The 22,938-nt window shown below is 60.9% G+C and carries 19 protein-coding genes; 17 read left to right on the top strand and 2 right to left on the bottom strand.

Annotation, left to right across the window (positions count from 1 at the left end):
- The first annotated feature begins 8 nt into the window (after positions 1-8).
- The 3 genes from OCK01_RS02190 (at position 9) to OCK01_RS02180 (ending at position 3,890) form a co-directional block, all read left to right on the top strand.
- Positions 9-860 carry a hypothetical protein gene (locus OCK01_RS02190; protein ID WP_263822497.1) on the top strand — a complete coding sequence of 284 codons (852 nt, stop codon included), beginning with the start codon at positions 9-11 and terminating at the stop codon, positions 858-860.
- Positions 861-1,102: 242 nt separating this feature from the next.
- Positions 1,103-2,857 (top strand): beta-1,6-N-acetylglucosaminyltransferase, encoded by a 1,755-nt coding sequence (locus tag OCK01_RS02185; RefSeq protein WP_263822496.1) that lies wholly within the window; start codon positions 1,103-1,105, stop codon positions 2,855-2,857.
- Positions 2,858-2,894: 37 nt separating this feature from the next.
- Positions 2,895-3,890 (top strand): glycosyltransferase family 2 protein, encoded by a 996-nt coding sequence (locus OCK01_RS02180; protein WP_263822495.1) that lies wholly within the window; start codon positions 2,895-2,897, stop codon positions 3,888-3,890.
- A 15-nt stretch (positions 3,891-3,905) separates the two neighbouring features.
- On the opposite strand, the gene OCK01_RS02175 is transcribed toward OCK01_RS02180, so the two are convergent.
- A complete protein-coding gene (locus OCK01_RS02175) occupies positions 3,906-4,736 on the bottom strand; it encodes a sulfotransferase (protein ID WP_263822494.1) in 831 nt (276 codons plus the stop codon).
- Between the two features lie 536 nt (positions 4,737-5,272).
- Here OCK01_RS02175 and OCK01_RS02170 point away from each other — a divergent pair.
- From OCK01_RS02170 to OCK01_RS02135, 8 genes are all read left to right on the top strand, one after another.
- Positions 5,273-5,941 carry a hypothetical protein gene (locus tag OCK01_RS02170; protein WP_263822493.1) on the top strand — a complete coding sequence of 223 codons (669 nt, stop codon included), beginning with the start codon at positions 5,273-5,275 and terminating at the stop codon, positions 5,939-5,941.
- A 124-nt stretch (positions 5,942-6,065) separates the two neighbouring features.
- Positions 6,066-7,649, top strand: a complete 1,584-nt coding sequence (ccoG, locus tag OCK01_RS02165) for a cytochrome c oxidase accessory protein CcoG (RefSeq protein WP_263822492.1) — start codon at positions 6,066-6,068, stop codon at positions 7,647-7,649.
- The gene (locus OCK01_RS02160) at positions 7,646-8,131 is read left to right on the top strand and encodes a FixH family protein (protein WP_263822491.1); all 486 of its coding nucleotides are present in this window, start codon (positions 7,646-7,648) and stop codon (positions 8,129-8,131) included. The genes ccoG and OCK01_RS02160 overlap by 4 nt, the downstream gene beginning before the upstream one ends.
- A 1-nt stretch (position 8,132) precedes the next feature.
- On the top strand, positions 8,133-10,412 hold the full coding sequence (locus OCK01_RS02155) for a cation-translocating P-type ATPase (protein ID WP_263822490.1): 2,280 nt from the start codon (positions 8,133-8,135) through the stop codon (positions 10,410-10,412).
- Complete coding sequence (gene ccoS / locus OCK01_RS02150; RefSeq protein ID WP_137157384.1) at positions 10,409-10,564, top strand: cbb3-type cytochrome oxidase assembly protein CcoS; 156 nt, start codon at positions 10,409-10,411, stop codon at positions 10,562-10,564. Before OCK01_RS02155 ends, ccoS begins: the two co-directional genes overlap by 4 nt.
- A 79-nt stretch (positions 10,565-10,643) precedes the next feature.
- Positions 10,644-12,086: an NADP-dependent phosphogluconate dehydrogenase gene (gene gndA / locus OCK01_RS02145; RefSeq protein WP_263822489.1), complete on the top strand. Its 1,443-nt coding sequence runs from the start codon at positions 10,644-10,646 to the stop codon at positions 12,084-12,086.
- A 91-nt stretch (positions 12,087-12,177) separates the two neighbouring features.
- Positions 12,178-12,714: a YbhB/YbcL family Raf kinase inhibitor-like protein gene (locus OCK01_RS02140; RefSeq protein WP_263822488.1), complete on the top strand. Its 537-nt coding sequence runs from the start codon at positions 12,178-12,180 to the stop codon at positions 12,712-12,714.
- 52 nt (positions 12,715-12,766) lie between these two features.
- Entirely contained in the window at positions 12,767-13,579 is an 813-nt protein-coding gene (locus OCK01_RS02135; protein ID WP_263822487.1) for a helix-turn-helix transcriptional regulator, read from the top strand.
- Here OCK01_RS02135 and OCK01_RS02130 read toward each other — a convergent pair.
- Positions 13,567-14,607: a LacI family transcriptional regulator gene (locus tag OCK01_RS02130; RefSeq protein WP_263822486.1), complete on the bottom strand. Its 1,041-nt coding sequence runs from the start codon at positions 14,605-14,607 to the stop codon at positions 13,567-13,569. The genes OCK01_RS02135 and OCK01_RS02130 overlap by 13 nt on opposite strands.
- Positions 14,608-15,039: 432 nt before the next feature.
- Here OCK01_RS02130 and OCK01_RS02125 point away from each other — a divergent pair, with 432 nt between their 5' ends.
- From OCK01_RS02125 to OCK01_RS02100, 6 genes are all read left to right on the top strand, one after another.
- A complete protein-coding gene (locus tag OCK01_RS02125; RefSeq protein WP_263822485.1) occupies positions 15,040-16,275 on the top strand; it encodes an ABC transporter substrate-binding protein in 1,236 nt (411 codons plus the stop codon).
- A gap of 154 nt (positions 16,276-16,429) precedes the next feature.
- A complete protein-coding gene (locus OCK01_RS02120) occupies positions 16,430-17,332 on the top strand; it encodes a carbohydrate ABC transporter permease (RefSeq protein WP_182829189.1) in 903 nt (300 codons plus the stop codon).
- Complete coding sequence (locus OCK01_RS02115; protein ID WP_263822484.1) at positions 17,325-18,242, top strand: carbohydrate ABC transporter permease; 918 nt, start codon at positions 17,325-17,327, stop codon at positions 18,240-18,242. Before OCK01_RS02120 ends, OCK01_RS02115 begins: the two co-directional genes overlap by 8 nt.
- A gap of 4 nt (positions 18,243-18,246) precedes the next feature.
- On the top strand, positions 18,247-19,329 hold the full coding sequence (locus tag OCK01_RS02110; RefSeq protein ID WP_263822483.1) for an ABC transporter ATP-binding protein: 1,083 nt from the start codon (positions 18,247-18,249) through the stop codon (positions 19,327-19,329).
- 183 nt (positions 19,330-19,512) lie between these two features.
- Positions 19,513-21,951 (top strand): beta-mannosidase, encoded by a 2,439-nt coding sequence (locus OCK01_RS02105; RefSeq protein ID WP_263822482.1) that lies wholly within the window; start codon positions 19,513-19,515, stop codon positions 21,949-21,951.
- Between the two features lie 218 nt (positions 21,952-22,169).
- Complete coding sequence (locus tag OCK01_RS02100) at positions 22,170-22,931, top strand: sugar phosphate isomerase/epimerase family protein (RefSeq protein ID WP_263822481.1); 762 nt, start codon at positions 22,170-22,172, stop codon at positions 22,929-22,931.
- Positions 22,932-22,938 lie beyond the last annotated feature (7 nt).

The raw sequence follows: 22,938 nt of genomic DNA, 5'->3' as shown, positions 1-22,938 counted from the left end.
GTTGGCTCATGCCCAGGACAGTGCTGCATCTCGGAGCGCACAAAACCGCGACGACATATATTCAGAGAAAGTTCGCGCAGAATCGCGGCATTCTGAAGCGGCATGATCTGCATTTTTACAAACTTGAACAATTGCGAAAGTCTTTCACGCCGCTGGTCTATGGCAACAAGAAAGAAAATACCGCCTTTATTTCCCAGATGGCTGAGACGGCCGCCGCGGGCGACGTGCTCATTTCTGAAGAGAACATTCTGGGCATGGCCGGTGAGTTGGTGAAGAAGGGGAACTTCTACCCCGATATTGCCTCTCGGCTGAAACTGGTGGTCGAGAACCTCAACGTAGAAGCGCCCGATATCTATCTCTCGCTGAGGGAATATTCCGCATTCGTGGTGTCGATGTATTGCGAATATCTGCGTCACCAGAAATTCATCGAATTCGAAACCTTCATGGACACGTTCCGCAAATCCGGCTTCAACTGGACCCAAGTGGTCCGCGACGTCCGAAGCGGTTCACCGAAATCGCGAATTTTTGTCTGGGATTTCGCCAAATTCAGAGAGTCGGAGCACGAGATCGTCTCTCACATGATCGGTTTCGACGCCGACGAATTGAACAACAAGGATGAAAGCGTGCGGGAGTCGTTTTCGCAGATTGCGATGGACGCTTACAGGGCTCTCGGAACCGTCCTGGAAGGAAAGGAGCATCGCAGGATGCTGCAGGTCCTGGCGATCAACTTCCCGCGCGGTGAGTTATACCCGGCTTACAAACCCCTTTCTCAAGAGGAAACAGCAGGATTTCAAAAGAAGTATGCAGAGGATCTCGCAGACATCGCCAAGAATGTCGAGGGCGTCTCGTTCCTGGTGTAACGAGAACCCGTGCGGAGCCGAGGAGATGTTCGACTCGGATGGTCGCCGAAAGCATGAGCGTCGCATGGGCGCGCGCCGGTCGAGGATCAGAAGCCGGATCAGGCGACGGCCGGCGATCTTATCGTTGCCGTCTGCCGCGCTACATCGATTAAATTGAACATATATGTTTGCGATCGGGTGTTCATTGGTTATATCCACGCTCGATAAAAAATGCTCATGACAGCATAAGTGAGTGAGACATAATGGCAAAACTGGCGTTTGTTGTATTGGCGCACGAAAACGCGGAACAGGTCGGCGATCTCGCCGCGTTGTTGGTGTCATGGAAGAATGATTGTCATGTTGTGATCCATTATGATCGCAATTCGTCGAAAACCGAATTTGCAAAACTCTTGTCCCGATTTGCCGACAATGATCAGGTGCATGTTCTGAAAAACCGCGTGAAATGCGGTTGGGGCGACTTCAGCCTGGTAGAAGCTCCGATGCGCGCATTGCGCTATATCAGGTCGGCGAAAATCGATTGCGATCGCATCATGCTGATCAGCGGCGCGTGCATGCCGATCCGTCCGCTCGCCGAATTGTCCAATTTTCTGGACCGCCATCCGAATATGGAGTTCATCGAAAGCCGTGATGAAAGCTGGATAAAGGGCGGGTTGCGGCATGAGCGGTATCAATACAGGCACATCTTCAATTTTCAGCGAAACTACAAGTTGTTTCACTGGAGCTATCTGATCCAGAGAGCGATTATGCCAAAACGACGTTTCCCGCGGGGCCTTGAGCCGCGTTGGGGATCGCAGTGGTGGTGCCTGAGTTGGAAACTTTGCGAAAAGATTCTGGACTTCGTTGACAAACGCAAGTCGGTATACCGGTTTTTCAAGGATACCTGGATACCGGACGAGTCCTTCTTTCAAACGATGGCGTATCGTTTTACGCCGAACGACAAGATTTCCGATCGCACCCTGACGTTCTTCGAATTCAATGACTGGGGAAAGCCCTTCGTGTTTCTGAATGACCATCAGGGCATTCTGGAGGATCTTCCCTTTTTCTTTGCCCGCAAGATCGGGGGACGCGCGCTGGCTTTGCGCGAACATTTTCGCGACGTGGCCCTTCAGCCTGCCGCCGAACCCACTCCGCATATACCGGCGCGCGGTGGGTTTCCGCTTCGGACTGATCGTCTCCTCGCCGAATTGCCGAAGTCGGAGGCGAACGGACCCAGTCTGTTTCACCAGTTGGGGCGCAAGGGATTGGCCGCCACACTCGCATATTGCCAGCAACCCTACGCTGTCCTGTACGGGCCTCCGGTGTTCACCGCGCAGATCTCCGCCTTGCTGCGGGCCAATACCGATCTGACGGTGCTGGGTCGCATCATGCATCCGGAAAAGGTGGATTTCGGCCCGGGCGTGAACGATTTTCAAGGATTGACGCCGGATGATGTGGAGATCCGGAATTTCGATGGCGGAAACTATTTTTCGCGCATTCTGAGCCGCTGCGCATCTCCGCTGGTGTTCGAACTATGCCCGGGTGAGCACCCGATCGCCGAACGCGCCCTGTTGCAGAGCGGGGCCGGCATGCTGCTGCCGATCGCGCCGTCGAGCGCCTCCGACGAGGCCTGGCTGCTATTCTGGTTGCTCTGTGCGAATTCCACGCAAGGGGCTGCCGCGCTCGGAGCAGAAGAGACCGGATCCGGGCTCCGCGGGTTGTGGAGAACCATCGACACGCATTCGCGACCGGAAGCGCGCACCGAGATCGCCAAGCAACTCCTGCGCGCCAGAGAAAAGCAGATCGCCAGCGACGAGCAGTTCCGACAAATCAGCGCCGGCGTCTATGGGCGAGTGGGCGACGTCATCGGCGCGAATATTTCGAAAATCGATGCCGCCCTTCAAGCCGTCAGCAAAGAGGACATCCTGTCGTCCTTGGCGCCGCCGCAACGTCATATGACAAGTGCTTTTCTGGGAAGCGAAGGGAAGTGGGAAATTCTGAGACGCGCCTTTCCGATGTAACCCTATCCTTGCCCGCTTTTTGTAACGGAAATGACAGATGAGCCGCTTACGCACGATTATCCAGAACCAGTTTGGTCGCCACTGGGCTCTTTTTAAATTTGGGCGGCAATTGCGTCTGGCGGTCGACAACACCGCCGCTCTCAAGAAGAACGACATCATTCTGGTGACGTGCCTGAGAAACGAGCTGTTTCGTCTGCCGTTTTTCACCGATTATTACCGCAAACTCGGCGTCCGGCATTTTCTGATCGTCGACAACGATTCCAATGACGGGCTTCTCGACTGGGCGAGCGGCCAGACGGATGTGTCCGTCTGGCATACGACGGACAGCTATCGCGCATCGAATTTTGGGATGGAATGGTGTAACTACCTTCTCCGGAGATACGGATGCGGACGTCTATGCGTCACGGTCGACCCGGACGAGTTTCTCGTTTATCCCAATATGGAGACGCGCGATCTTCGCGATCTCGGCGAGTTCATGAAAAACGAAAAGCGTGACGCCCTGCATTGCGTGATGCTGGACGCATACGGAAATGGTCCGCTCAGCGAGGCGCTTTACGCATCCGGCGACGATCCATTCAAGGTTTGCCCGTATTTTGATCGCGACGGGTATATTCAGGAAGCTCGGGTCGATACCGACACCTATACGCGCGGCGGTCCACGCATGCGCATCTACAACCAAAAGTCCCCGGAATACTCCCCGGCGCTCAACAAGGTTCCGGTTGTGTGGTGGCGATGGACCTATCGCTACACAAGCTCCATGCACGACATTCGTCCACGCCGGCTGCACAAGGTCGGCAATGACGGGCGCGCCGCCATTACAGGCGCGCTCTTCCATTTCAAATTCCTGGCGTCTCTGCAGGAGAAAGCCAAGGAGGAAATGCATCGCAAGGAACATTACAACGCGAGCGCCGAGTATCGAAAATATGTCGATACGAATGACCCCGTCTTCTATTGCGATGGTCTGAGCGTCGCCTATGAGAATCCGGATCAGTTGATCCGACTGGGCTTGATCAACAGAGGAAATTGGTTTTGAGAATTGTGTCGCAGCTTAAAGCTGCGACACGAAGTCCTTGCCGAATTCTTTCTCCAGGAACGAATACTGTACCTTGAATCTGTCGCGCAACATGTCCTGTACCAAGTTCGGGATCGGCGCCGATTTGGTTTTGTGGACTTTCTCTTCCGTCCCGTCATAGCTCTTGGCCGGGTCGACGCCGAGAAAGCTCTCGACCTGGCGCATGACGCCGTGTGGGTCCTGATTGACTTTTCCAAAGGGCAAGAACAGAAAATCCTGGTCGGCAAACCGGCTGCGCCAACGCGGAATGAAGGTCGCATAGTCGCCGCGATTGTTGACGTCCCAATCCTCGACCATGTCGCGCCAGTCCGATTCCTGCATGTTTTCGCGGGGCTGGCGTTCCAGAGCCATGCGCAACTGGGACAATGCCCGGGCGACGGGGTCGCGGATGATGTAGATCAAGCGCGGCGCGCCCAGCAGGCTTCTGACATAGTCGATGCCCTGCTCGGGGATGGTCGAATATTCGGGCGTGATGTCGCCCAGCACCTTGCCCTTCGCGTTCGGGCGGTCATAGGCGTTGCGGTACCAGCTGTCCGTAAACGGGTCGGTCATCAAGCCACAGAGATAGCGCAAATAGCCGAAATCGACATAGTCGCCATTCTTGACATGGTGGCGGACGGCGGCGGAAGTGTTCGTCCTGATGTGGTAATTTGTCCAGGAACGGTTTTCCGGCACGAACAAGTGGTTGAAGTAATGCAACTCCTTCACGGGCGGCATCCAGATCTGATGGTGCCGCTGCAGATTGACATACAGCCATGAAGTGGCCGCTTTCTGAGCGCCGATGCATAAAAATTGCGGGAGAGCCATAATTACCTCGTCACTTTAATTTCGTAGTCCCGGATACGCCCTGCAGCACTGCCGAAAGGGAGAGCGGCAAGGTATGGCGCATGCTGTAGCCCTGGGGCAGATTGCAAGTCATGGCTGCCGCTCGCCCCTGATGCGAATTCTCATAAGCACGACCTGCCGGGGCTTGTACAGCCGAATTCAGATTCCGAAAAGACGTCGTCTGTCGCCGAGGTGAAGTTTTAATTCTGGCTTTGCACAGTGATGGCTCGGTTGGCGCGAATGCCGTCTTCGACCTGGCACGCTGCCGAAGAGCAGAAAACCCGCCAAACCTTCTTTTCCTCACCCTTCGGCAAGTCGACGGCAGCGCGGCTCTGGCAAGCGGTTTGAACGCTGGCGAGTCCGCGCACTGTCTGCATTTTCGCGCCTGTTGACATTGATGAGCAAGAGTTTGCGAAGTTGATTGACGCCTAAAACCTCATGGGATAGCGCTTACCCTATTTTTATCGCGTTGGACAACGCCGCCTTGGCCGGGCGAGACCGCTATCGGAGTTAACGTCATGCTTTATTTTCACAAGAAGAGGTTGGTGCTTCTCTGCCAACCGAAGACCGGGACAACCGCTTTGCATGAGGCGCTTTCGTCCGAAGCTTCGACCGCAATAAGAACTCCCCCGGCCGTCAAGCATCTTCCTTATGGGGCCTTCGTGAACAAGATTGCGCCTTGGGTGACTGGCGGGAAATTCGATCGATCGAAGTTGACAGTCGTGTCGGTCATGCGTGAGCCGCTCGACTGGTTCGGCAGTTGGTATCGCTATAATACTCGGGAAGATCTTGCGGATCCCAGCGCCAAGCTACATGGGAAATACACGGGAAACATCAGTTTTGACGAGTATCTCAACGCTCTTCTGATGCCGAAAAGCCAAGCGCCCGAATATGCCCGGCTGGGTGGGCCTTGCTCGGTTGCGCTCGACAATAGCGGCTATGTCGGCGTCAACAGGCTGTTCCGCTACACAGACCTAGACGCACTTGTCGAATTCTTGTCCAAGAAACTCGACAGACCGATTCAGCTGCCAAAAGCCAATGTCTCGGAAGCCAGGGCGCTGGAAGCAAGCCAAGAGACTCTTTCCAAGATCAAGCAGCACTTCGCCACCGATTTTCAGATTTATGACAATCTTAGGCCGGATGGGTCTGTGGCCAACGTGACCGGGATCCGCGTACAGCGCGGTTGAACGCCGCGTTGCATCCGCAACTGCGTCATCACTTGTGCGGCACATTGCCCGGGCTTGACTTATATCAAGGAGGCTTTGCGGGCGGGGATTAAAACGGGAAACCTCAAGAGAAGGGGTTTCCGTCATGAATGTCCGCCCGGAAGAGCTGCCTGCCGAGGAGGCGACGATCGAGCGTCTGGAGGCGCAGCCAGTCAACGCCGCGAAAGTCCGCCAGCCGCTCTACGCCGCACGCAAGAAGATCCATCCGAAGCGCGCCGAGGGGGCATTTCGACGCTTCAAGTGGATGGTGATGGCAGTAACCCTGGGCATCTACTACCTCGCGCCGTGGATACGTTGGGATCGCGGGCCCTATGCGCCGGATCAGGCGATTCTCATCGATCTCGCCAATCGACGCTTCTATTTCTTCTTCATCGAGATCTGGCCGCAGGAATTCTATTTCGTCGCCGGTCTTCTGATGATGGCCGGTCTCGGGCTCTTTCTCGTCACGACCGCGGTCGGGCGCGCCTGGTGCGGCTACACCTGTCCTCAGACCGTATGGGTCGACCTCTTCCTGGTGGTCGAACGCGCCATCGAGGGCGATCGCAACGCCCGCATCAAGCTCGACACGGCGCCGTGGAGCCTCGACAAGATCTGGAAGCGGACCGTGAAACACGCGATCTGGGTTCTGATCGGAGTGCTGACCGGCGGCGCCTGGGTGTTTTATTTCGCCGACGCGCCCGTGCTGCTGCACGACCTGATCTTCTTTCATGCGCCTTCGGTGGCCTATTTCACCATCGCCATCCTGACGGCCACGACTTATGTGTTCGGCGGGCTGATGCGGGAACAGGTCTGCACCTATATGTGCCCGTGGCCGCGCATCCAGGCGGCGATGCTGGATGAAAATTCCTTGGTCGTGACTTATAACGACTGGCGCGGCGAGCCACGTTCGCGCCACGCCAAGAAGGCGGCCGCCACCGGTCAGTCGGTCGGCGATTGCGTCGATTGCAACGCCTGCGTCGCGGTCTGTCCCATGGGCATCGACATCAGGGACGGCCTGCAGCTCGAATGCATTACCTGCGCGCTGTGTATCGACGCCTGCGACGGGGTGATGGACAAACTCGGCCGCGACAAGGGGCTGATCGGCTATTCCACCCTGTTCGATTATTCGACCAATATGGCGATCGCCACCAACGAAAACACCGCGCCGATCGATCCCGCCCGGGTGCGCGATCCCGACGGCCGCTATCACGACAAGATTCGCCACTTCAACTGGCGGATCATCTTCCGACCGCGCATCATCCTCTACACGGTGCTGTGGTCGCTGATCGGCGTCGGCCTGGTGACCGCGCTGATGATGCGGGACCGGCTGCAGATGGACGTGCTGCATGACCGCAACCCGCAATATGTGATGGAATCGGACGGTTCGATCCGCAACGGCTACACGGTAAAGATCCTGAACATGGTCCCCGAACCGCGCATGGTGATGCTGTCGCTGCGCGACATGCCGGGCGCGACCATGAGCCTCGCCGGCGAAACATGGTCGCAAGGCCGCTTCATCGGCGTCGAGCTCGAGCCAGATACGGTCAAGACCATGAAGATCTATGTGACCATGCCGAAGGACGCCCTGCCGTCCGAGACCCGTGATTTCACCTTCCATGTCGAGTATCGCACCTCCGGCGAGGCGGATGCATACACGGCGAGCTTCATCGTTCCGGAGAAACGCAAATGAACAATCCGGCTGAACCAAAGCATTTCACCGGCCGCCACATGTTGGCGATCATGATCGCCTTTTTCGGCGTCATCATTTCGGTGAATGTGTTCATGGCTTATATGGCCAGCAAGAGCTGGAGCGGCATTCTGGCCAAGAACACCTATGTCGCGAGCCAGGATTTTAATATGAAGGCGGCGGAAGCGCGCCACTGGGCCGAACTGGGCTTTTCAGGCGCGTTCAAGGTCGAGAGCCGCCGTCTTGAATATCGGCTGCAGGGGCCGGCCGGCGAAATCGAACGGCTCGCCGCAATCACCGCGCTGTTTCATCGGCCGGTCGGCGACAAGCAGGATTTCAGCCTGACGTTGCCGCGGGTCGCCCCGGGGGTATATTCGGTAGAGCACGATCTCGCTCCCGGGCAATGGATCGTCGATCTCGCCGCCGTCGACGACGGCGAGACCGTCTATCACCAGGCCGTCCGCATCTATCAGCCGGAGAAGTGAGATGAGTTGCTGCGCTCCCGGAACAGAAGGCGCGATCGCGGCGGATGTCGGTCTACCGCCCGCCGAGGAGATCTGGCTGTCGTCGCGCCCTCTCGGCGAGGGTCGGCGTCAAAGCGATTTCAGCGTGCCCGAGGTGCATTGCGGCGCTTGCATCACGGCGGTCGAGGGCGCTTTGCGCAAGCTGCCGGAAGTCGAGCGGGCGCGGGTGAACCTCTCGACCAAACGCGTGTCGGTGGTGTGGAAGGAGGAAACCGGCGGCGTCAAAGCCGATCCCTCCCGCCTGATCGGCGCGATCCTCGGCGTCGGCTATCGGCCGCATCTGTTCCAGGATCTGGAAGCGGGCGCGGACGCGGAACGCCGCGACCACCTGCGCGCGCTGGCCGTGGCCGGCTTCGCGGCCACCAATATCATGCTGTTGTCGGTGTCGGTCTGGTCTGGGGCGGAAGCCTCGACTCGCGACCTGTTTCACTGGATCTCGGCGATGATCTGCGCGCCGGCGCTCGTCTATTCCGGCCGCTTTTACTATCGCTCTGCCTGGAATGCGCTGAGGCGCGGCCGCACCAATATGGATGTGCCGATCGCGCTCGCCATCACGCTGTCCTACCTCATGTCGCTGTGGGAAACCATTCATCACGGCGATCACGCCTGGTTCGACGCCACCGCGTCGCTGCTGTTTTTTCTGCTGATCGGCCGCACGCTCGACCATCTGATGCGCGACAGGGCGCGCTCTGCCGTCATCGGGCTCGCGCGCCTGTCGCCGAAGGGCGCGATGGCGATCGGGGCCGACGGCAAGCCGGAATATCGCCCCGTCGCCGACATCCGACGCGGCGACCGCCTGTCGGTCGCGGCCGGCGAGCGCCTGGCCGTCGACGCCGTGGTGCTTTCTGGCGAGAGCGATATCGACTGGTCGATCGTCAATGGCGAAAGCGCGCCGCAGCCGACGCGGGCAGGGGACAAATTGCTCGCCGGCACGATGAACCTGACCGGCGCGCTCACGGTCGAAGCTGCCGCAGAAGCCAAGGAATCCTTCCTGGCGGAGATCGTCAGCCTGATGGAAGCGGCGGAGGGCGGCAAAGCGCGTTATCGGCGGCTGGCGGATCGCGCCGCCCAGCTCTATTCGCCGGTCGTTCATTGCACCGCTTTCCTGTCGTTCCTCGGCTGGGGGCTGATCGGCGGCGACTGGCACCAGGCGCTGCTGGTGGCGATTTCCGTGCTGATCATCACCTGCCCCTGCGCGCTCGGTCTCGCCGTGCCCGTGGTGCAGGTCATCGCCGCCGGTCGCCTGTTCCGCGAGGGCGTCATGGTCAAGGATGGTTCGGCCATGGAGCGGCTGGCGGAGGCGACGCATGCGCTGTTCGACAAGACCGGCACGCTGACGCTCGGCAAGCCGCGGTTGGTCAATGCGGCGGATATCGCGCCGAAAGCACTGGCGATGGCCGCCGGTCTCGCCGCCCATTCGCGGCATCCCGTCTCTCGCGCCATCCTGGCCGCTGCGCCTGTGGCGATGGCGGTCGAGACCATAACCGAGATCCCCGGCGGCGGATTGGAAGCACGGAGAGCGGACGGCGTGTGGCGGCTCGGGGCGCGGGCTTTCGCGCTGGGAGCCTCATCGGTCGTCGATCCGAACCTGCCTTACACCGAGAGCGTGCTGTCGCTGGACGGCCGGGAACTCGCAGCCTTCCATTTCGAGGATGCGGTTCGCCCCGGCGCAGCCGAGACCATCCGGCGTCTCCACCGCCGGCGCATTCCAAGCGCGATCATTTCGGGCGACCGCGAGCCGGTGGCGGCCGCGCTCGCGGAGCGTCTTGGAGTTCCGGCATGGCGCTCGGGCCTGACGCCCGAGGGCAAGGTCCGCGCCGTGGAGGAAGCCTCCGCTCGGGGCTTCAAGGTTTTGATGGTCGGCGACGGCATCAATGACGCGCCCGCGCTGCGCTCGGCGCATGTTTCGATCGCGCCGTCCACCGCCGCCGATATCGGCCGGCAGGCCGCCGATTTCGTGTTCATGCGCGAGTCTCTCGACGCGGTGTGTCTGGCGATCGACGTGTCACGACGGGCAGGGCGACTGATCCGCCAGAATTTCGCGCTGGCCGTCGGCTATAACCTCATCGCGGTGCCGGTGGCGATCGCCGGGCTCGCCACGCCCCTGGTCGCTTCCATCGCCATGTCGACGTCGTCGATCATCGTGGTCGCCAATTCGCTTCGTCTCAATGGTCGCCGGCGCCTGGTCGACGCGGCGCCGGCGACGAAGGCTCCGATCGGAAAGGCGGTGCTTACGCCATGAATATGCTGATCTATTTGATTCCCGTGGCCCTGGGGTTGGGCGCGCTGGGACTGTTCGCCTTTCTCTGGTCCTTGAAGTCTGGTCAATATGACGACCTCGACGGCGCCGCCTGGAGGGTGCTCGACGACGGCGACGGCAAACCCGGCGAATAAACCGCCGCCCAGCCTTGTCAGCGGCGGCGAGCCGCGTATAGTCCGGCCAAAACTAAATCGTTTTGGAAGGAACATCGTCATGGAAAAGGCGGAAATCGGACTGATCGGTCTGGCGGTGATGGGCTCCAATCTGGCGCTCAACATCGCCGAGAAAGGCAACCGCATCGCGGTTTTCAACCGGTCTCCGGACAAGACCGACACCTTCTACGCCGAAGCCGGCGACCTCCAGGGCAAGCTCGTTCCCTGCAAGTCGCTCGAGGAATTCGTGGAAGCGATTCGTCCGCCGCGCCCCGTCATCATCATGGTGAAGGCCGGTGATCCGGTCGATGAACTGATCGCCACCCTGCGCGATTATCTGTCGCCGGGCGACATCATCATCGATGCAGGCAACGCCAATTTCCGCGACACGATCCGCCGTTTCGAGGGTCTGGAGGATTCGGGCCTGACCTTCATCGGCATGGGCGTGTCGGGCGGCGAAGAAGGCGCGCGCCATGGGCCGTCGATCATGGTCGGCGGCACGGAAGAGTCGTGGAAGCGCGTCGAGCCGGTGCTCACCTCCATCGCCGCCAAGTTCAAGGACGACCCTTGCGTCGCCTGGCTCGGCGAAAACGGCGCGGGCCATTTCGTCAAGACCATCCACAACGGCATCGAATATGCCGATATGCAGATGATCGCCGAAATCTACGGCATCCTGCGCGACGGCTTGGGCATGTCGGCCGCCGAATGCTCCGAGATATTCGGCAAGTGGAACGAGGGTCGCCTGAACTCCTACCTGATCGAAATTTCCGAAGCCGTGCTCAAGGCCAACGACCCGATTTCCGGCAAGCCGATGGTGGACCTCATCGTCGACGCCGCCGGCCAGAAGGGCACCGGCAAATGGTCGGCGATCGAGGCCCAGAACATGGGCGTGCCGGCCACCGCCATCGAGGCGGCCGTCGCCGCGCGCAGCCTGTCGTCGTTCAAGACGCAGCGCGAAGCCGCTGAAAAGATCCTCGGCCTGCCGGGTCAGGGCGCGATCAATCCGACAGACAAGGCCGCCTTCATCGCCGATCTCGAAATGGCGTTGCTCGCCGGCAAGATCGGCGCCTATGCGCAGGGCTTCGCCGTTATGGCGGAAGCCTCCAAGGAATTCGGCTGGTCGCTGCCGATGCCTGTTATCGCCAAGATCTGGCGCGCCGGCTGCATCATCCGGTCGCAGTTCCTCGACGAAATCACCTCGGCCTTCACCGCCATGCCGGACGCCGCCAACCTGATCGTGACGCCGGCTTTTGCGACCATGGTCAAGGACACCGACGGACCGCTGCGTCGCGTCGTATCCGCCGCCGTGATGTCTGGTCTCCCGGTTCCGGCGCTGGCTTCGGCGCTCGGTTATTTCGACAGCTATCGCCGCGGTCGCGGCACGGCCAACCTCATCCAGGCCCAGCGCGATTTCTTCGGCGCGCATGGCTTCGACCGTCTCGACGGTGTCGACAAGCATCACGGTCCCTGGGGCTCGGGTCTTGCCGACTTCCAGAACGCCTGATCGTTTCGGCGCCAAATGTGACGAGGGCGGGCCTATCGGTCCGCCCTTCGTCTTTCTACGCTCCTCTTGTCAATGCATGAGAGGAATGTAGATGAAGCCCCTGTTTTTGATGATGTTTTTGAGCGCGGCCACGGCCGCTTCGGCCGGGTCCCTGAGCGTCGAAAGTCCCGAAATGGCGATTGGCGCGCTGGCGCCGGCGCAGTTCGCCGATATGTTCGGCTGCTCGGGCGGCAATGTCTCGCCCGAGATTCGCTGGTCGGGCGCGCCTGAGGGAACAGAGAGCTTCGTGGTGACGATCTATGATCCCGACGCCCCGACCGGTTCGGGCTTCTGGCACTGGGTGGTGGCCGACATCCCCGCTGGCGTCGACTCGCTGCCCGCCGGCGCCGGTTCAGACCCCGCAAAGCTGCCAAAAGGCGCTCTCGCCGCGCGCAACGACGCCGGTGTTTCCGGCTTCCTCGGAGCCTGCCCGCCGCCCGGTTCGAAACATCGCTACATCCTGACCGTCAAGGCGCTCAAGACCGCGAAGCTGGGCGTGCCCGCAAACGCCACGCCGGCTATGATCGGCTTCGTCTCGAATATGGTCAAGCTGGATGAGGTCAGCATTGTCGCCACCGGCGCGCGTTGATAGACATTTTGCGATCCCAGCGCCCTCTGGCGTGGGAGCAATGGAGCAGGCCTTGCGTCATCTTCTGGCAGCCCGCCCGGGCATCGGCGCTACCGGCCATATCACCCAGGCAGGTCGGCTCGGATATACGTCGATCACCAACGATCTGCCGCTGATCATCATGGTCAGGCGGGGCCACAAGCTCATCCAGTCTTCCGGGACGACGATCCGGATCGACGAGGGAGAGGCGGTCGCCATCGCCGCCGGGCAGGCGATCGATTTCGAGAATGTCGCGGCCGAAGACGGTGATTACGAGGCGCGTTGGCTGGTGTTTGACCCGTCGGTCGTCGCGGGTTTCCCGCCGCCCGCGGCGGCGTTGCCGATTGCCGCCCCGCAGCGCCTCGGACGCATGCCGCCCGGGCTTTTAAAAGCCTATGAGCAGGCCGTGGAGGCATTGACGGACGAGGATGAGGTTCCGGACCTCGTGGCCCGCCACAAACTGGGCGAACTGCTCGCCTGGCTGGCCTCGGCCGGGTGGCGTTTTCCGCCTGCGGTCCAGGAAAGCTATACGGCGCGCATACGTCGTCTCGTCGGCGCCCGACCGCATGGCGTCTGGTCGGGTGCGGAAATCTGCGCGCATCTGGCCGTCAGCGAGGCGACGCTGCGTCGGCGACTGTCGGAAGAAGGGACCAGCCTGCGGGCGGTGTTGACCGATGTGCGCATGACGCATGCGATGCAGCTTCTGCAATGTTCACGGCTGCCGGTGTCCGAAATCGCCGCCCGGGCCGGCTTCGAATCGCAAAGCCGTTTCGCCATCCGCTTCCGCCATCGCTTCGGCTTTCCGCCGAGCGCGATCCGCGGTCACCGCAGGGTTCAACCGGGATAGACGAGGCTGCCGTCCGGCATGCTGATGGATTGCAGCCGTTCGGGAGGGACGCCTTCGATACGGCCGAGCACCGCCTTGGCGAGTTCTCGGCCCGCGAGCCGGATGTCTTCGTTCACCGTCATGATGCCGGGATGCATGTAGCGCAGTAGGTCGGCCGGCTGCTTGGACACCATGTCGAGATCCTCGCCGATCTTCAAGCCGAGCGCTTCCGCCGCCGAAGCGATCGCCACCGCGCCGGCGCTTGAGCCAGCGATGAAGCCGTCGACACGGCCCTTGCCGGAAAACAGCTCTAAAGCCGCCTTGTGAATCTGGTTCATCGAATTGTCGAGATAGACGTCGGAGAACGGCGCCGCCTCGGCGCCGAAATCGCGAAGCCCCCGAGCAAAACCTGAGCGCATATGCCGGTGATAGGTGTAGCGCGGCATCGGCTCGAGAATGGCGATGCGCTTTCGCCCGTTCGCGGTGAGGCGCCGCACGGCCTCATAGGCATAGGAGTCGTTGTCGAAATCATGGAAGGGATGGGCGATGCCCATATCCGTACGGCCATGCGTGACGAAGGGCAGGTTTCTCTCGGTCAACAGCCGAATGCGCGCATCGTCGGGTTCTGTGGAGGACAGGATCACGCCGTCTGCGGAGCCGGTGTCGAGGATATAGCGCACCGGCGTCATCGGATCGCGATCGGCCGAATAGGGCGTCACGATCAGATGATAGCTGGTGTTGGCGAGAATTTCCGAAATGCCGTAGACGATATGGGTCGTCAGGCCCATCAACTCTTCGGAGAGATTGAGGATGAGGCTGATGACATTCGTCTTGCCGGTGCGCAGGCGCACGCCGGCGCGATTGGGATAATAACCGATCTGGCTGGCGACCAGCCGCACCCGCTCCTTGGTCTCCTGGCTGATGTCGGGCGCGTCCTTCAACGCGCGCGACACCGTCGTGACGCCGAGCCCGGTCATGAATGCGATCGTCTTCAAAGTCGGGCGCTCCCCCGGCGCCGGACCATTGCTCGCTTGCTGAGCACCCTTCATCGTTCATTCCTTGTATGCCCCGCCCGCGTCCTACGCCACTTTGACGCCCGGCGCCACGCCATCCTCCGGCAATCGCAAAAATCTGTAACGTTGCAGCTGTTTTGTCGAGAGACATTCGTTGCGGCGGCGCACAACCTGGTATTGCTGCAGTCGCGAGCGGTGGGCAAATTCTTTTCGCGGGCGCCAGAGAAAGTCGAGGGCGCGCCGTGTCTTTAAGATGAGTAATAAAACAATAAATACAATTACTTAAAGTCAGTTTTCATGTCTTGAATACGTGCCGTTCGACAGCCTACTAAAGAGTAGGCATAAGCCGGATAAATCGTTTGAAAGGGGTTTACATCGAGCCTCGAAAAAAATAGCATCTTGGTGGTTGCAGGGTTGGAGACTTTCGAATAAGTTTTTCCGGCAACGTTTCAGTGAGGGAGGAGACTCATGAACATTCGCCTTTTCGCAGGGGCCCTGGCGGCTTCCGTTTCGCTGTCCTTCGGCATCGCTCACGCAGCGGATCTCGAAGTGACCCATTGGTGGACATCCGGCGGTGAAGCCGCCGCCGTGCAGGAGCTCGCCAAGGCGTTCGACGCCACCGGCAACAAGTGGGTCGACGGCGCCATCGCCGGTTCGGGCGGCACCGCCCGTCCGATCATGATCAGCCGCATCACCGGCGGCGACCCGATGGGCGCGACCCAGTTCAACCATGGTCGTCAAGCCGAGGAACTGGTTCAGGCCGGTCTGATGCGCGATCTGACCGACGTCGCCACCAAGGAAAAGTGGAAGGACGTCATCAAGCCGGCGAGCCTTCTCGACAGTTGCACGATCGACGGCAAGATCTACTGCGCCCCGGTCAACATCCACTCCTGGCAGTGGCTGTGGCTGTCCAACGCCGCATTCAAGACCGCCGGCGTAGAGGTTCCGAAGAATTGGGACGAGTTCGTCGCCGCCGCTCCGGCGCTCGAGAAGGCCGGCATCGTTCCGTTGGCCGTGGGTGGTCAGCCCTGGCAGGCCGCCGGCGCGTTCGACGTGCTGATGGTCGCCATCGCCGGCAAGGACACCTTCTACAAGGTGTTCAAGGACAAGGACGCCGAAATGGCTGCCGGACCTGATATCGCCAAGGTGTTCAAGGCCGCCGACGACGCGCGTCGCATGTCCAAGGGCACCAATGTGCAGGATTGGAACCAGGCCACCAACATGGTCATCACCGGCAAGGCCGGCGGTCAGATCATGGGCGACTGGGCGCAGGGCGAATTCGCCTTGGCTGGCCAGAAGGCCGGCGTCGATTATTCCTGCCTTCCGGGCCTCGGCGTGAACGAGATCATCTCGACCGGTGGCGACGCCTTCTACTTCCCGGTGCTCAAGGATGAAGAGAAGTCCAAGGCGCAGGACGTGCTGGCCGCGACGCTGCTCGCCCCGGCAACCCAGGTCGCCTTCAATCTCAAGAAGGGCTCGCTGCCGGTGCGCGGCGACGTGGACCTGTCCGCCGCCAACGACTGCATGAAGAAGGGTCTCGACATTCTCGCCAAGGGCAATGTCATCGAGGGCACCGACCAGCTGCTTTCGGCCGACAGCCAGAAGCAGAAGGAAGATCTGTTCTCCGAATTCTTCGCCAACCCCTCCATCACCCCTGAAGACGCTCAGAAGCGCTTCGCGGATATCATCGCGAACGCCGACTAAGAGCCGAAAGGTCGCCTGCGGGCCTGGCGGGAGACAGTCTCTCGCCAGGCCCGCGACAACCGGATCACGGGGAAAGCGACCGGGCGTCGCAGCGGAAGGCATCGCCTTTCATGCGCGCCCGTCGGCGTGATCCTGACAGAGGAGAGTTGTTCCGATGACGGGCCAAGCGCATGCCAGTCGACCCAGCAAACTGTTTCGCAATCTGAATTCCAAGATCGCTTCGATTCCGATGATCCTGACCGCCCTGGTGATTTTTCTGGGCGGCACGATCTGGACGGTCGTCTATTCCTTTACGAACTCCAAGCTGCTGCCGCGGCTGAAATTCGTGGGACTCGACCAGTATGAGCGGCTCTGGGATGCTCCGCGTTGGCAGATCTCGATCGAAAACCTCGCGATCTACGGCGTCCTGTCGCTGATCTTCAGTCTCGTGATCGGTTTCGTGCTGGCGGCGTTGATGGATCAGAAGATCCGTTTCGAAAACGCCTTCCGCACCATTTTCCTCTATCCTTTCGCGCTGTCCTTCATCGTGACCGGTCTGGTCTGGCAGTGGATCCTCAACCCGGAATTCGGGGTGCAGTCGATCGTGCGCAGCCTGGGTTGGGACACCTTCACCTTCAATCCGCTCTATGAGCCCGACATCGTCATCTACGGCATCCTGATCGCGGGTCTCTGGCAGGGAACGGGCCTGATCATGTGCCTGATGCTCGCCGGCCTGCGCGGCATCGACGAAGACATCTGGAAGGCGGCGCGCGTCGACGGCATTCCGATGTGGAAGACCTATGTGTTCATCATCATTCCGATGATGCGGCCCGTCTTCATCACCACGCTGGTCATCATCACGTCCGGCATCGTCCGCCTCTACGATCTCGTCGTCGCCCAGACGTCGGGTGGTCCCGGCATCGCCTCCGAAGTTCCGGCGAAATATGTATACGACTACATGTTCCAGGCGCAGAATCTCGGCCAGGGCTTCGCCGCATCGACCATGATGCTGCTCACCGTCGCCATCATCATCATCCCCTGGGCCTATCTCGAATTTGGAGGAAAGAAGCGTGTCTGACACCGCCATCACCGCTCGCTCCGCCGCCTCCGCAGAACCGCGCGGGCCCAAGCCCCGACGCGCGCTCTCGCGCCGCAACATCATCCTCTACGGGCTTCTGATCTTCGCCGCCGTCTACTATCTGCTGCCGCTCTACGTGATGTTCGTCACGTCGCTGAAGGGCATGCCCGAGATCCGGCTCGGCAACATCTTCTCGCCGCCGGTGGAAATCACCTTCGAACCCTGGGTCAAGGCCTGGGCCACCGCCTGCACGGGACTGAATTGCGACGGCCTGTCGCGCGGCTTCTGGAACTCGGTGCGCATCACCGTGCCGTCGACGGTGATCTCGATCCTGATCGCCTCGATCAACGGTTACGCGCTCGCCAATTGGCGCTTCAAGGGATCGGAAGTGTTTTTCACGATCCTGATCGTCGGGGCCTTCATTCCCTATCAGGTGATGATCTATCCGATCGTCATCGTGCTCCGGGAAATGGGCGTCTACGGCACGTTGACGGGTCTGGTGATCGTGCACACCATCTTCGGCATGCCGATCCTGACGCTGCTTTTCCGCAATTACTTTACGTCCTTGCCGGAGGAACTGTTCAAGGCCGCGCGCATCGACGGCGCCGGCTTCTGGCAGATCTATTTCCGCATCATGGCGCCGATGTCGTTGCCGATCTTCGTGGTCGCCATGATCCTGCAGATCACCGGCATCTGGAACGACTTCCTGTTCGGCGTCGTCTTCACCCGGCCGGAATATTACCCGATGACGGTTCAGCTCAACAACATCGTCAATTCGGTGCAGGGCGTGAAGGAATACAATGTCAACATGGCCGCCACGCTGCTGACCGGCGCGGTGCCGCTGATCGTCTACTTCGTCTCCGGGCGTCTGTTCGTGCGCGGCATCGCCGCCGGCGCAGTCAAGGGATAAACTCATGAAAAGCGTAGAAGTCAAAGACCTGACCCTTGCATTCGGCGCGGTGAAAGTTCTCGATCACCTCAATATCGACATCGAAGACGGCGAGTTCCTGGTGTTGCTCGGCGCCTCCGGCAGCGGCAAGTCGACCTTGCTCAACTGCATAGCCGGTCTGCTCGAGCCCACCGACGGGCAGATCTTCATCAAGGGCAAGAACGTCACCTGGCTCGAGCCCAAGGATCGCGGCATCGGCATGGTGTTCCAGTCCTATGCGCTCTATCCGCAGATGACGGTGCGCAAGAACCTGTCCTTCGGCCTGCAGATCGCGGGCATGGCGCAGGCGGAAATCGACAAGCGCGTCGCCCGCGCCGCCGAAATCCTGCAGATCCAGCCGCTGCTCGATCGCAAGCCGGCGCAGTTGTCGGGCGGGCAGCGCCAGCGCGTCGCCATCGGTCGCGCTCTGGTGCGCGACGTCGACGTCTTCCTGTTCGACGAGCCCCTGTCGAACCTGGACGCCAAGCTGCGTTCCGAACTGCGCGTGGAGATCAAGCGGCTGCACCAGGCGCTCAAGAACACGATGATCTATGTCACCCATGACCAGATCGAGGCGCTGACGCTCGCCGACCGCATCGCGATCATGAAGGACGGGATCATCGTGCAGCTCGACGATCCCATGACCATCTACAACCGGCCCAAGAACCTGTTCGTAGCCGGTTTCATCGGTTCCCCGGCGATGACGTTCCTCAAGGGCGTGATCGAGGCGGGCGAGGGCGGCCCCGTCGTCAATGTCGACGGCGTTCGCATCCCGCTCGATGGATACGAAACCGAGGCGGCTCTGCCGGCTGGCCGGAAGGTCGTTCTCGGCCTGCGTCCGGAACATATCGGCGTCGATGACGCTTCTGCGGGACAATCTTTCGACGCGGTCGTGGATATTGAGGAACCGATGGGCGCCGACAATCTGCTCTGGCTGAAATTCGCCGGCCACACCATGTCCGTCCGCATCGCAGGCTCGCGCCGCTATGCGGCCGGGACGCATCTGAAGCTGTCCTTCAATATGGCGCTCGCATCGCTGTTCGATGCGGAGAGCGAGTTGAGGATCTGACGGGCAGCAGCCGAGCCGCCGCTCATCCGGCTGCCGCCACCTTCTCCCCGCAGTCGGGGAGTACGGCGATGGGGCAGGGATGGCGCTCCAACCTCCTTTTCCCCGTGGTCACGGGGAAAAGGTCCCGGCAGGGGGATGAGGGGCGGGTTTCGCCCTATCCGGCCATTTCAAAGGAATGAACGCATGACCCATCTGATCGATCTTTCCGGCTCCTGGTCTCTGGCCGCCGAGGGGCAGCCAGAGGGGTTGACCATCGCGCTGCCCGGCGATGTCCATTCGGCGCTGCAGGCGCAGGATATCATTCCCGATCCCTATTTCGGCAAGAATGAAGAACTGGTGCAGTGGGTCGCCCATAAGGATTGGACCGTGTCGCGCCGGTTCGACCTGCCGATGGGCGTGGTCGAGGGCGACTGGTATCTCGATCTCGATTATGTCGACACGGTCGCGACGATCCGCGTCAACGGCATCGTCGTCGCCCGCACCGACAATTGCTTCCGCCGCTACCGCCCCGATGTGACCGGGGCGCTGAAGCCGGGCGCGAACGAGATCGCGATCACGCTGCATTCGCCTGTGGCCGAAGGCAAGAAGGTCTATGACACGCAGCCCTTCGAAGTGCCGTGGAGCGCCAATTGCCCGATCCCCTACGGCAATATGCTGCGCAAGCCGCAATGTCATTTCGGCTGGGATTGGAACATTGCGCTCGCTCCGTCGGGCCTCTACGGCACGATCGCGCTCAAGAAGATCGAGACGGCGCGGATCGAGCACGTCACCGTGTCCCAGAAGCACAAGAAGGATGGAAGTGTCGAGCTCGACGTGGCCGTGACGCTCTACGCGCGCGATCCGGGAACCGCGCCTGTCCAATTCGAACTCGACGGATGGTCCTTGAGCCGCGATTGCGGCGTCAGCGCGGGCGAAACCGTGCTGCATCATGTCTTTGTCGTGGAAAAGCCGAGGCTCTGGCAGCCGGCGGGTTCCGGCGCGCAGGAACTCTACACGCTCAAAGTCTCGGTCGGCGAGGAGACGGTCGTCAAGTCGATCGGCTTGCGCACCGTCGAACTGCTGACCGATCCTGACGAAGCGGGCAGCCGCTTCGCTTTCCGCGTCAACGGTCAGGAGGTGTTCTGCAAGGGCGCCAACTGGATTCCGGCCGATGCGCTGTTCTCCCGCATGAGCCCGGAGAAGACCGAGGCGCTGCTGCAATCCGCCGTCGACGCCAATATGAACATGATCCGCATCTGGGGCGGCGGATTCTACGAGCATGACTGGTTCTACGACATCTGCGACCGGCTGGGGCTGATGGTGTGGCAGGACTTCATGTTCGCCTGCAATCTCTATCCCTCGACGCCCGCGTTTCTCGACAATGTCGCCCATGAAGTCGACTATCAGGTCAGGCGGCTGGGGCATCACGCCTCGATCGTCCTCTGGTGCGGCGACAACGAGCTGGTCGGCGCGCTCACCTGGTTCGACTGCTCGCGCAAGGATCGCGACCGCTATCTCGTCGCCTATGACCGGCTCAACCGCACCATCGAGACGGCGATGCAGAAGGCTGCGCCCGACCTGATCTGGTGGCCGTCGAGCCCGTCCTGCGGCTATTTGAATTTCGGCGACGCCTGGCATGCCGACGGCGCGGGCGACATGCATTTCTGGTCGGTCTGGCACGAGAACAAGTCCTTTGACCACTACCGCACGGTCAAGCCGCGCTTCTGCTCGGAATTCGGCTTCCAGTCCTATACGTCGAACCTGCTGATCAATCAGTTCGCCGACAAGAAGGACGTCAACATCGCCTCGCCGGTGATGGAGGTGCATCAGAAGAACCCCGGCGGCAACGAGCGGATCGCGGGCACGATGTTCCGCTATTTCCGCTTCCCCAAGGACTTCGCCAATTTCGTCTATCTCAGCCAGATCCAGCAGGGCCTGGCCATCAAGACGGCGGTGGATTACTGGCGCTCGCTCAAGCCGCATTGCATGGGCACGATCATCTGGCAGCTCAACGACACCTGGCCTGTGGCCTCCTGGGCGAGCCTCGATTACGGCGGCAACTGGAAGGCCATGCATTACCAGGCGCGGCGTTTCTTCGAGCCGGTGACGATGGTCGCCATTCCCTCGGCGGATGGCGCCGAGATCGAGATGCGGATGGTCAACGATCTCACCGACAATATCGAGATCTCGGCGGACTTCTACACCGTCGATCTCGCCGGCGGCCGTCACCCCCTTCGGTCTGCCAAAGCAATCTGCCGCCCCGACAAGGCGATGACGCTGGAGACGATCGCGGCGACGGAGATTCCGGCGGACCATTTGCTGTTCTGGGATTTCCGCACCTCCGCCGGCAATGAAGGTCGTGGTCACCATGTGGCAACAACCTATAAGGCGCTGGATCTCGCGCCGGCGGGTCTCATCCACGACGTCAGACCGGCGGGCGAGGGGCGCTGGCATATCTCGCTGACATCGGCCGGGCTGGCGCTCTTCGTGATGCTGGAGGCCGACGTCGCCGGTCGCTTCTCCGACAACGCCTTCGACTTGCTTTCCGGCGAAAGCAGCACCATCACCTTCACCGCAGAGGATTCGTCGGCGACGCCGCGCTTCGTGGTGCGGGATCTCGAATCGTGTCAAGCGGTGGAGTGAAGATTTGAATTTGAAGGCGTGCTTCGCCCCTCATCCGGCTGCCGCCACCTTCTCCCCGCATTGCGGGGAGAGGGGAGATGGAGCGGAGGTCGCGCCACAATCTCCTTCTCCCCGCAGGCGCGGGGAGAAGGTCCCGGCAGGGGGATGAGGGGCGTTGCACGGCTGCATCCAATCATCTCCACCCAATTCCCGCCCTCGGGCGATCAATGGAGGACACCATGACCAACGTCTCTTTTCAGCTCTACAGCGCGCGCAATTTTCCGCCGCTCTCGGACATCTTCAAGCTGTTGGGTTCGCTCGGCTATAAGGAAGTCGAAGGTTTCGGCGGCATTTACGGGCCGATGGACGGCGACGCCGTCAAGGCGCTGAAGGCGGATCTCGACGCCAACGGCCTGACCATGGCGACCGGCCATTTCGGGCTCGACCAGCTCGAAAACGAGACGAGCCGCATGCTCGACATCGCCCGCACCCTCGGCATGGACGCCGTCTATTGCCCCTATGTGATGCCTGACGATCGGCCCACGGATGCCGCCGGCTGGACTGCGTTCGGCGCTCGTCTCGAAAAGGCCGGAAAGCCCTTCCGTGACGCCGGCTTCGATTTCGGCTGGCACAATCACGATTTCGAATTCGTGGCGCTCGCCGACGGTTCGCTGCCGCATGACCGCATTTTCGAAGGCGGTCCGTCGCTGTCCTGGGAAATGGATGTCGCCTGGGTGGTGCGCGGCGGCGCCGATCCCCTGAAATTCATCGACGCCTATAAGGACCGCATCACCTCGGCCCATATCAAGGACATCGCGCCGGCAGGCGAGAATGCCGACGAAGGCGGCTGGGCCGATGTCGGCCATGGCACGGTCGATTGGCCGGCGATCTGGGCGGCGCTGAAAGCCACCAAGGCGCGCCATTTCGTCGTCGAGCACGACAATCCCTCCGACATCACCCGTTGCGCAACGCGCTCCATCAAGACCATCCAATCCTTCTGAGGACGAG

The sequence above is a fragment of the Rhizobium sp. TRM95796 genome, assembly GCF_025779995.1.
Taxonomy (GTDB): Bacteria; Pseudomonadota; Alphaproteobacteria; order Rhizobiales; family Rhizobiaceae; genus Rhizobium_E.
Note: the sequence above shows the minus strand (reverse complement) of the source record. Positions and strands in the feature narration are given on the sequence as shown.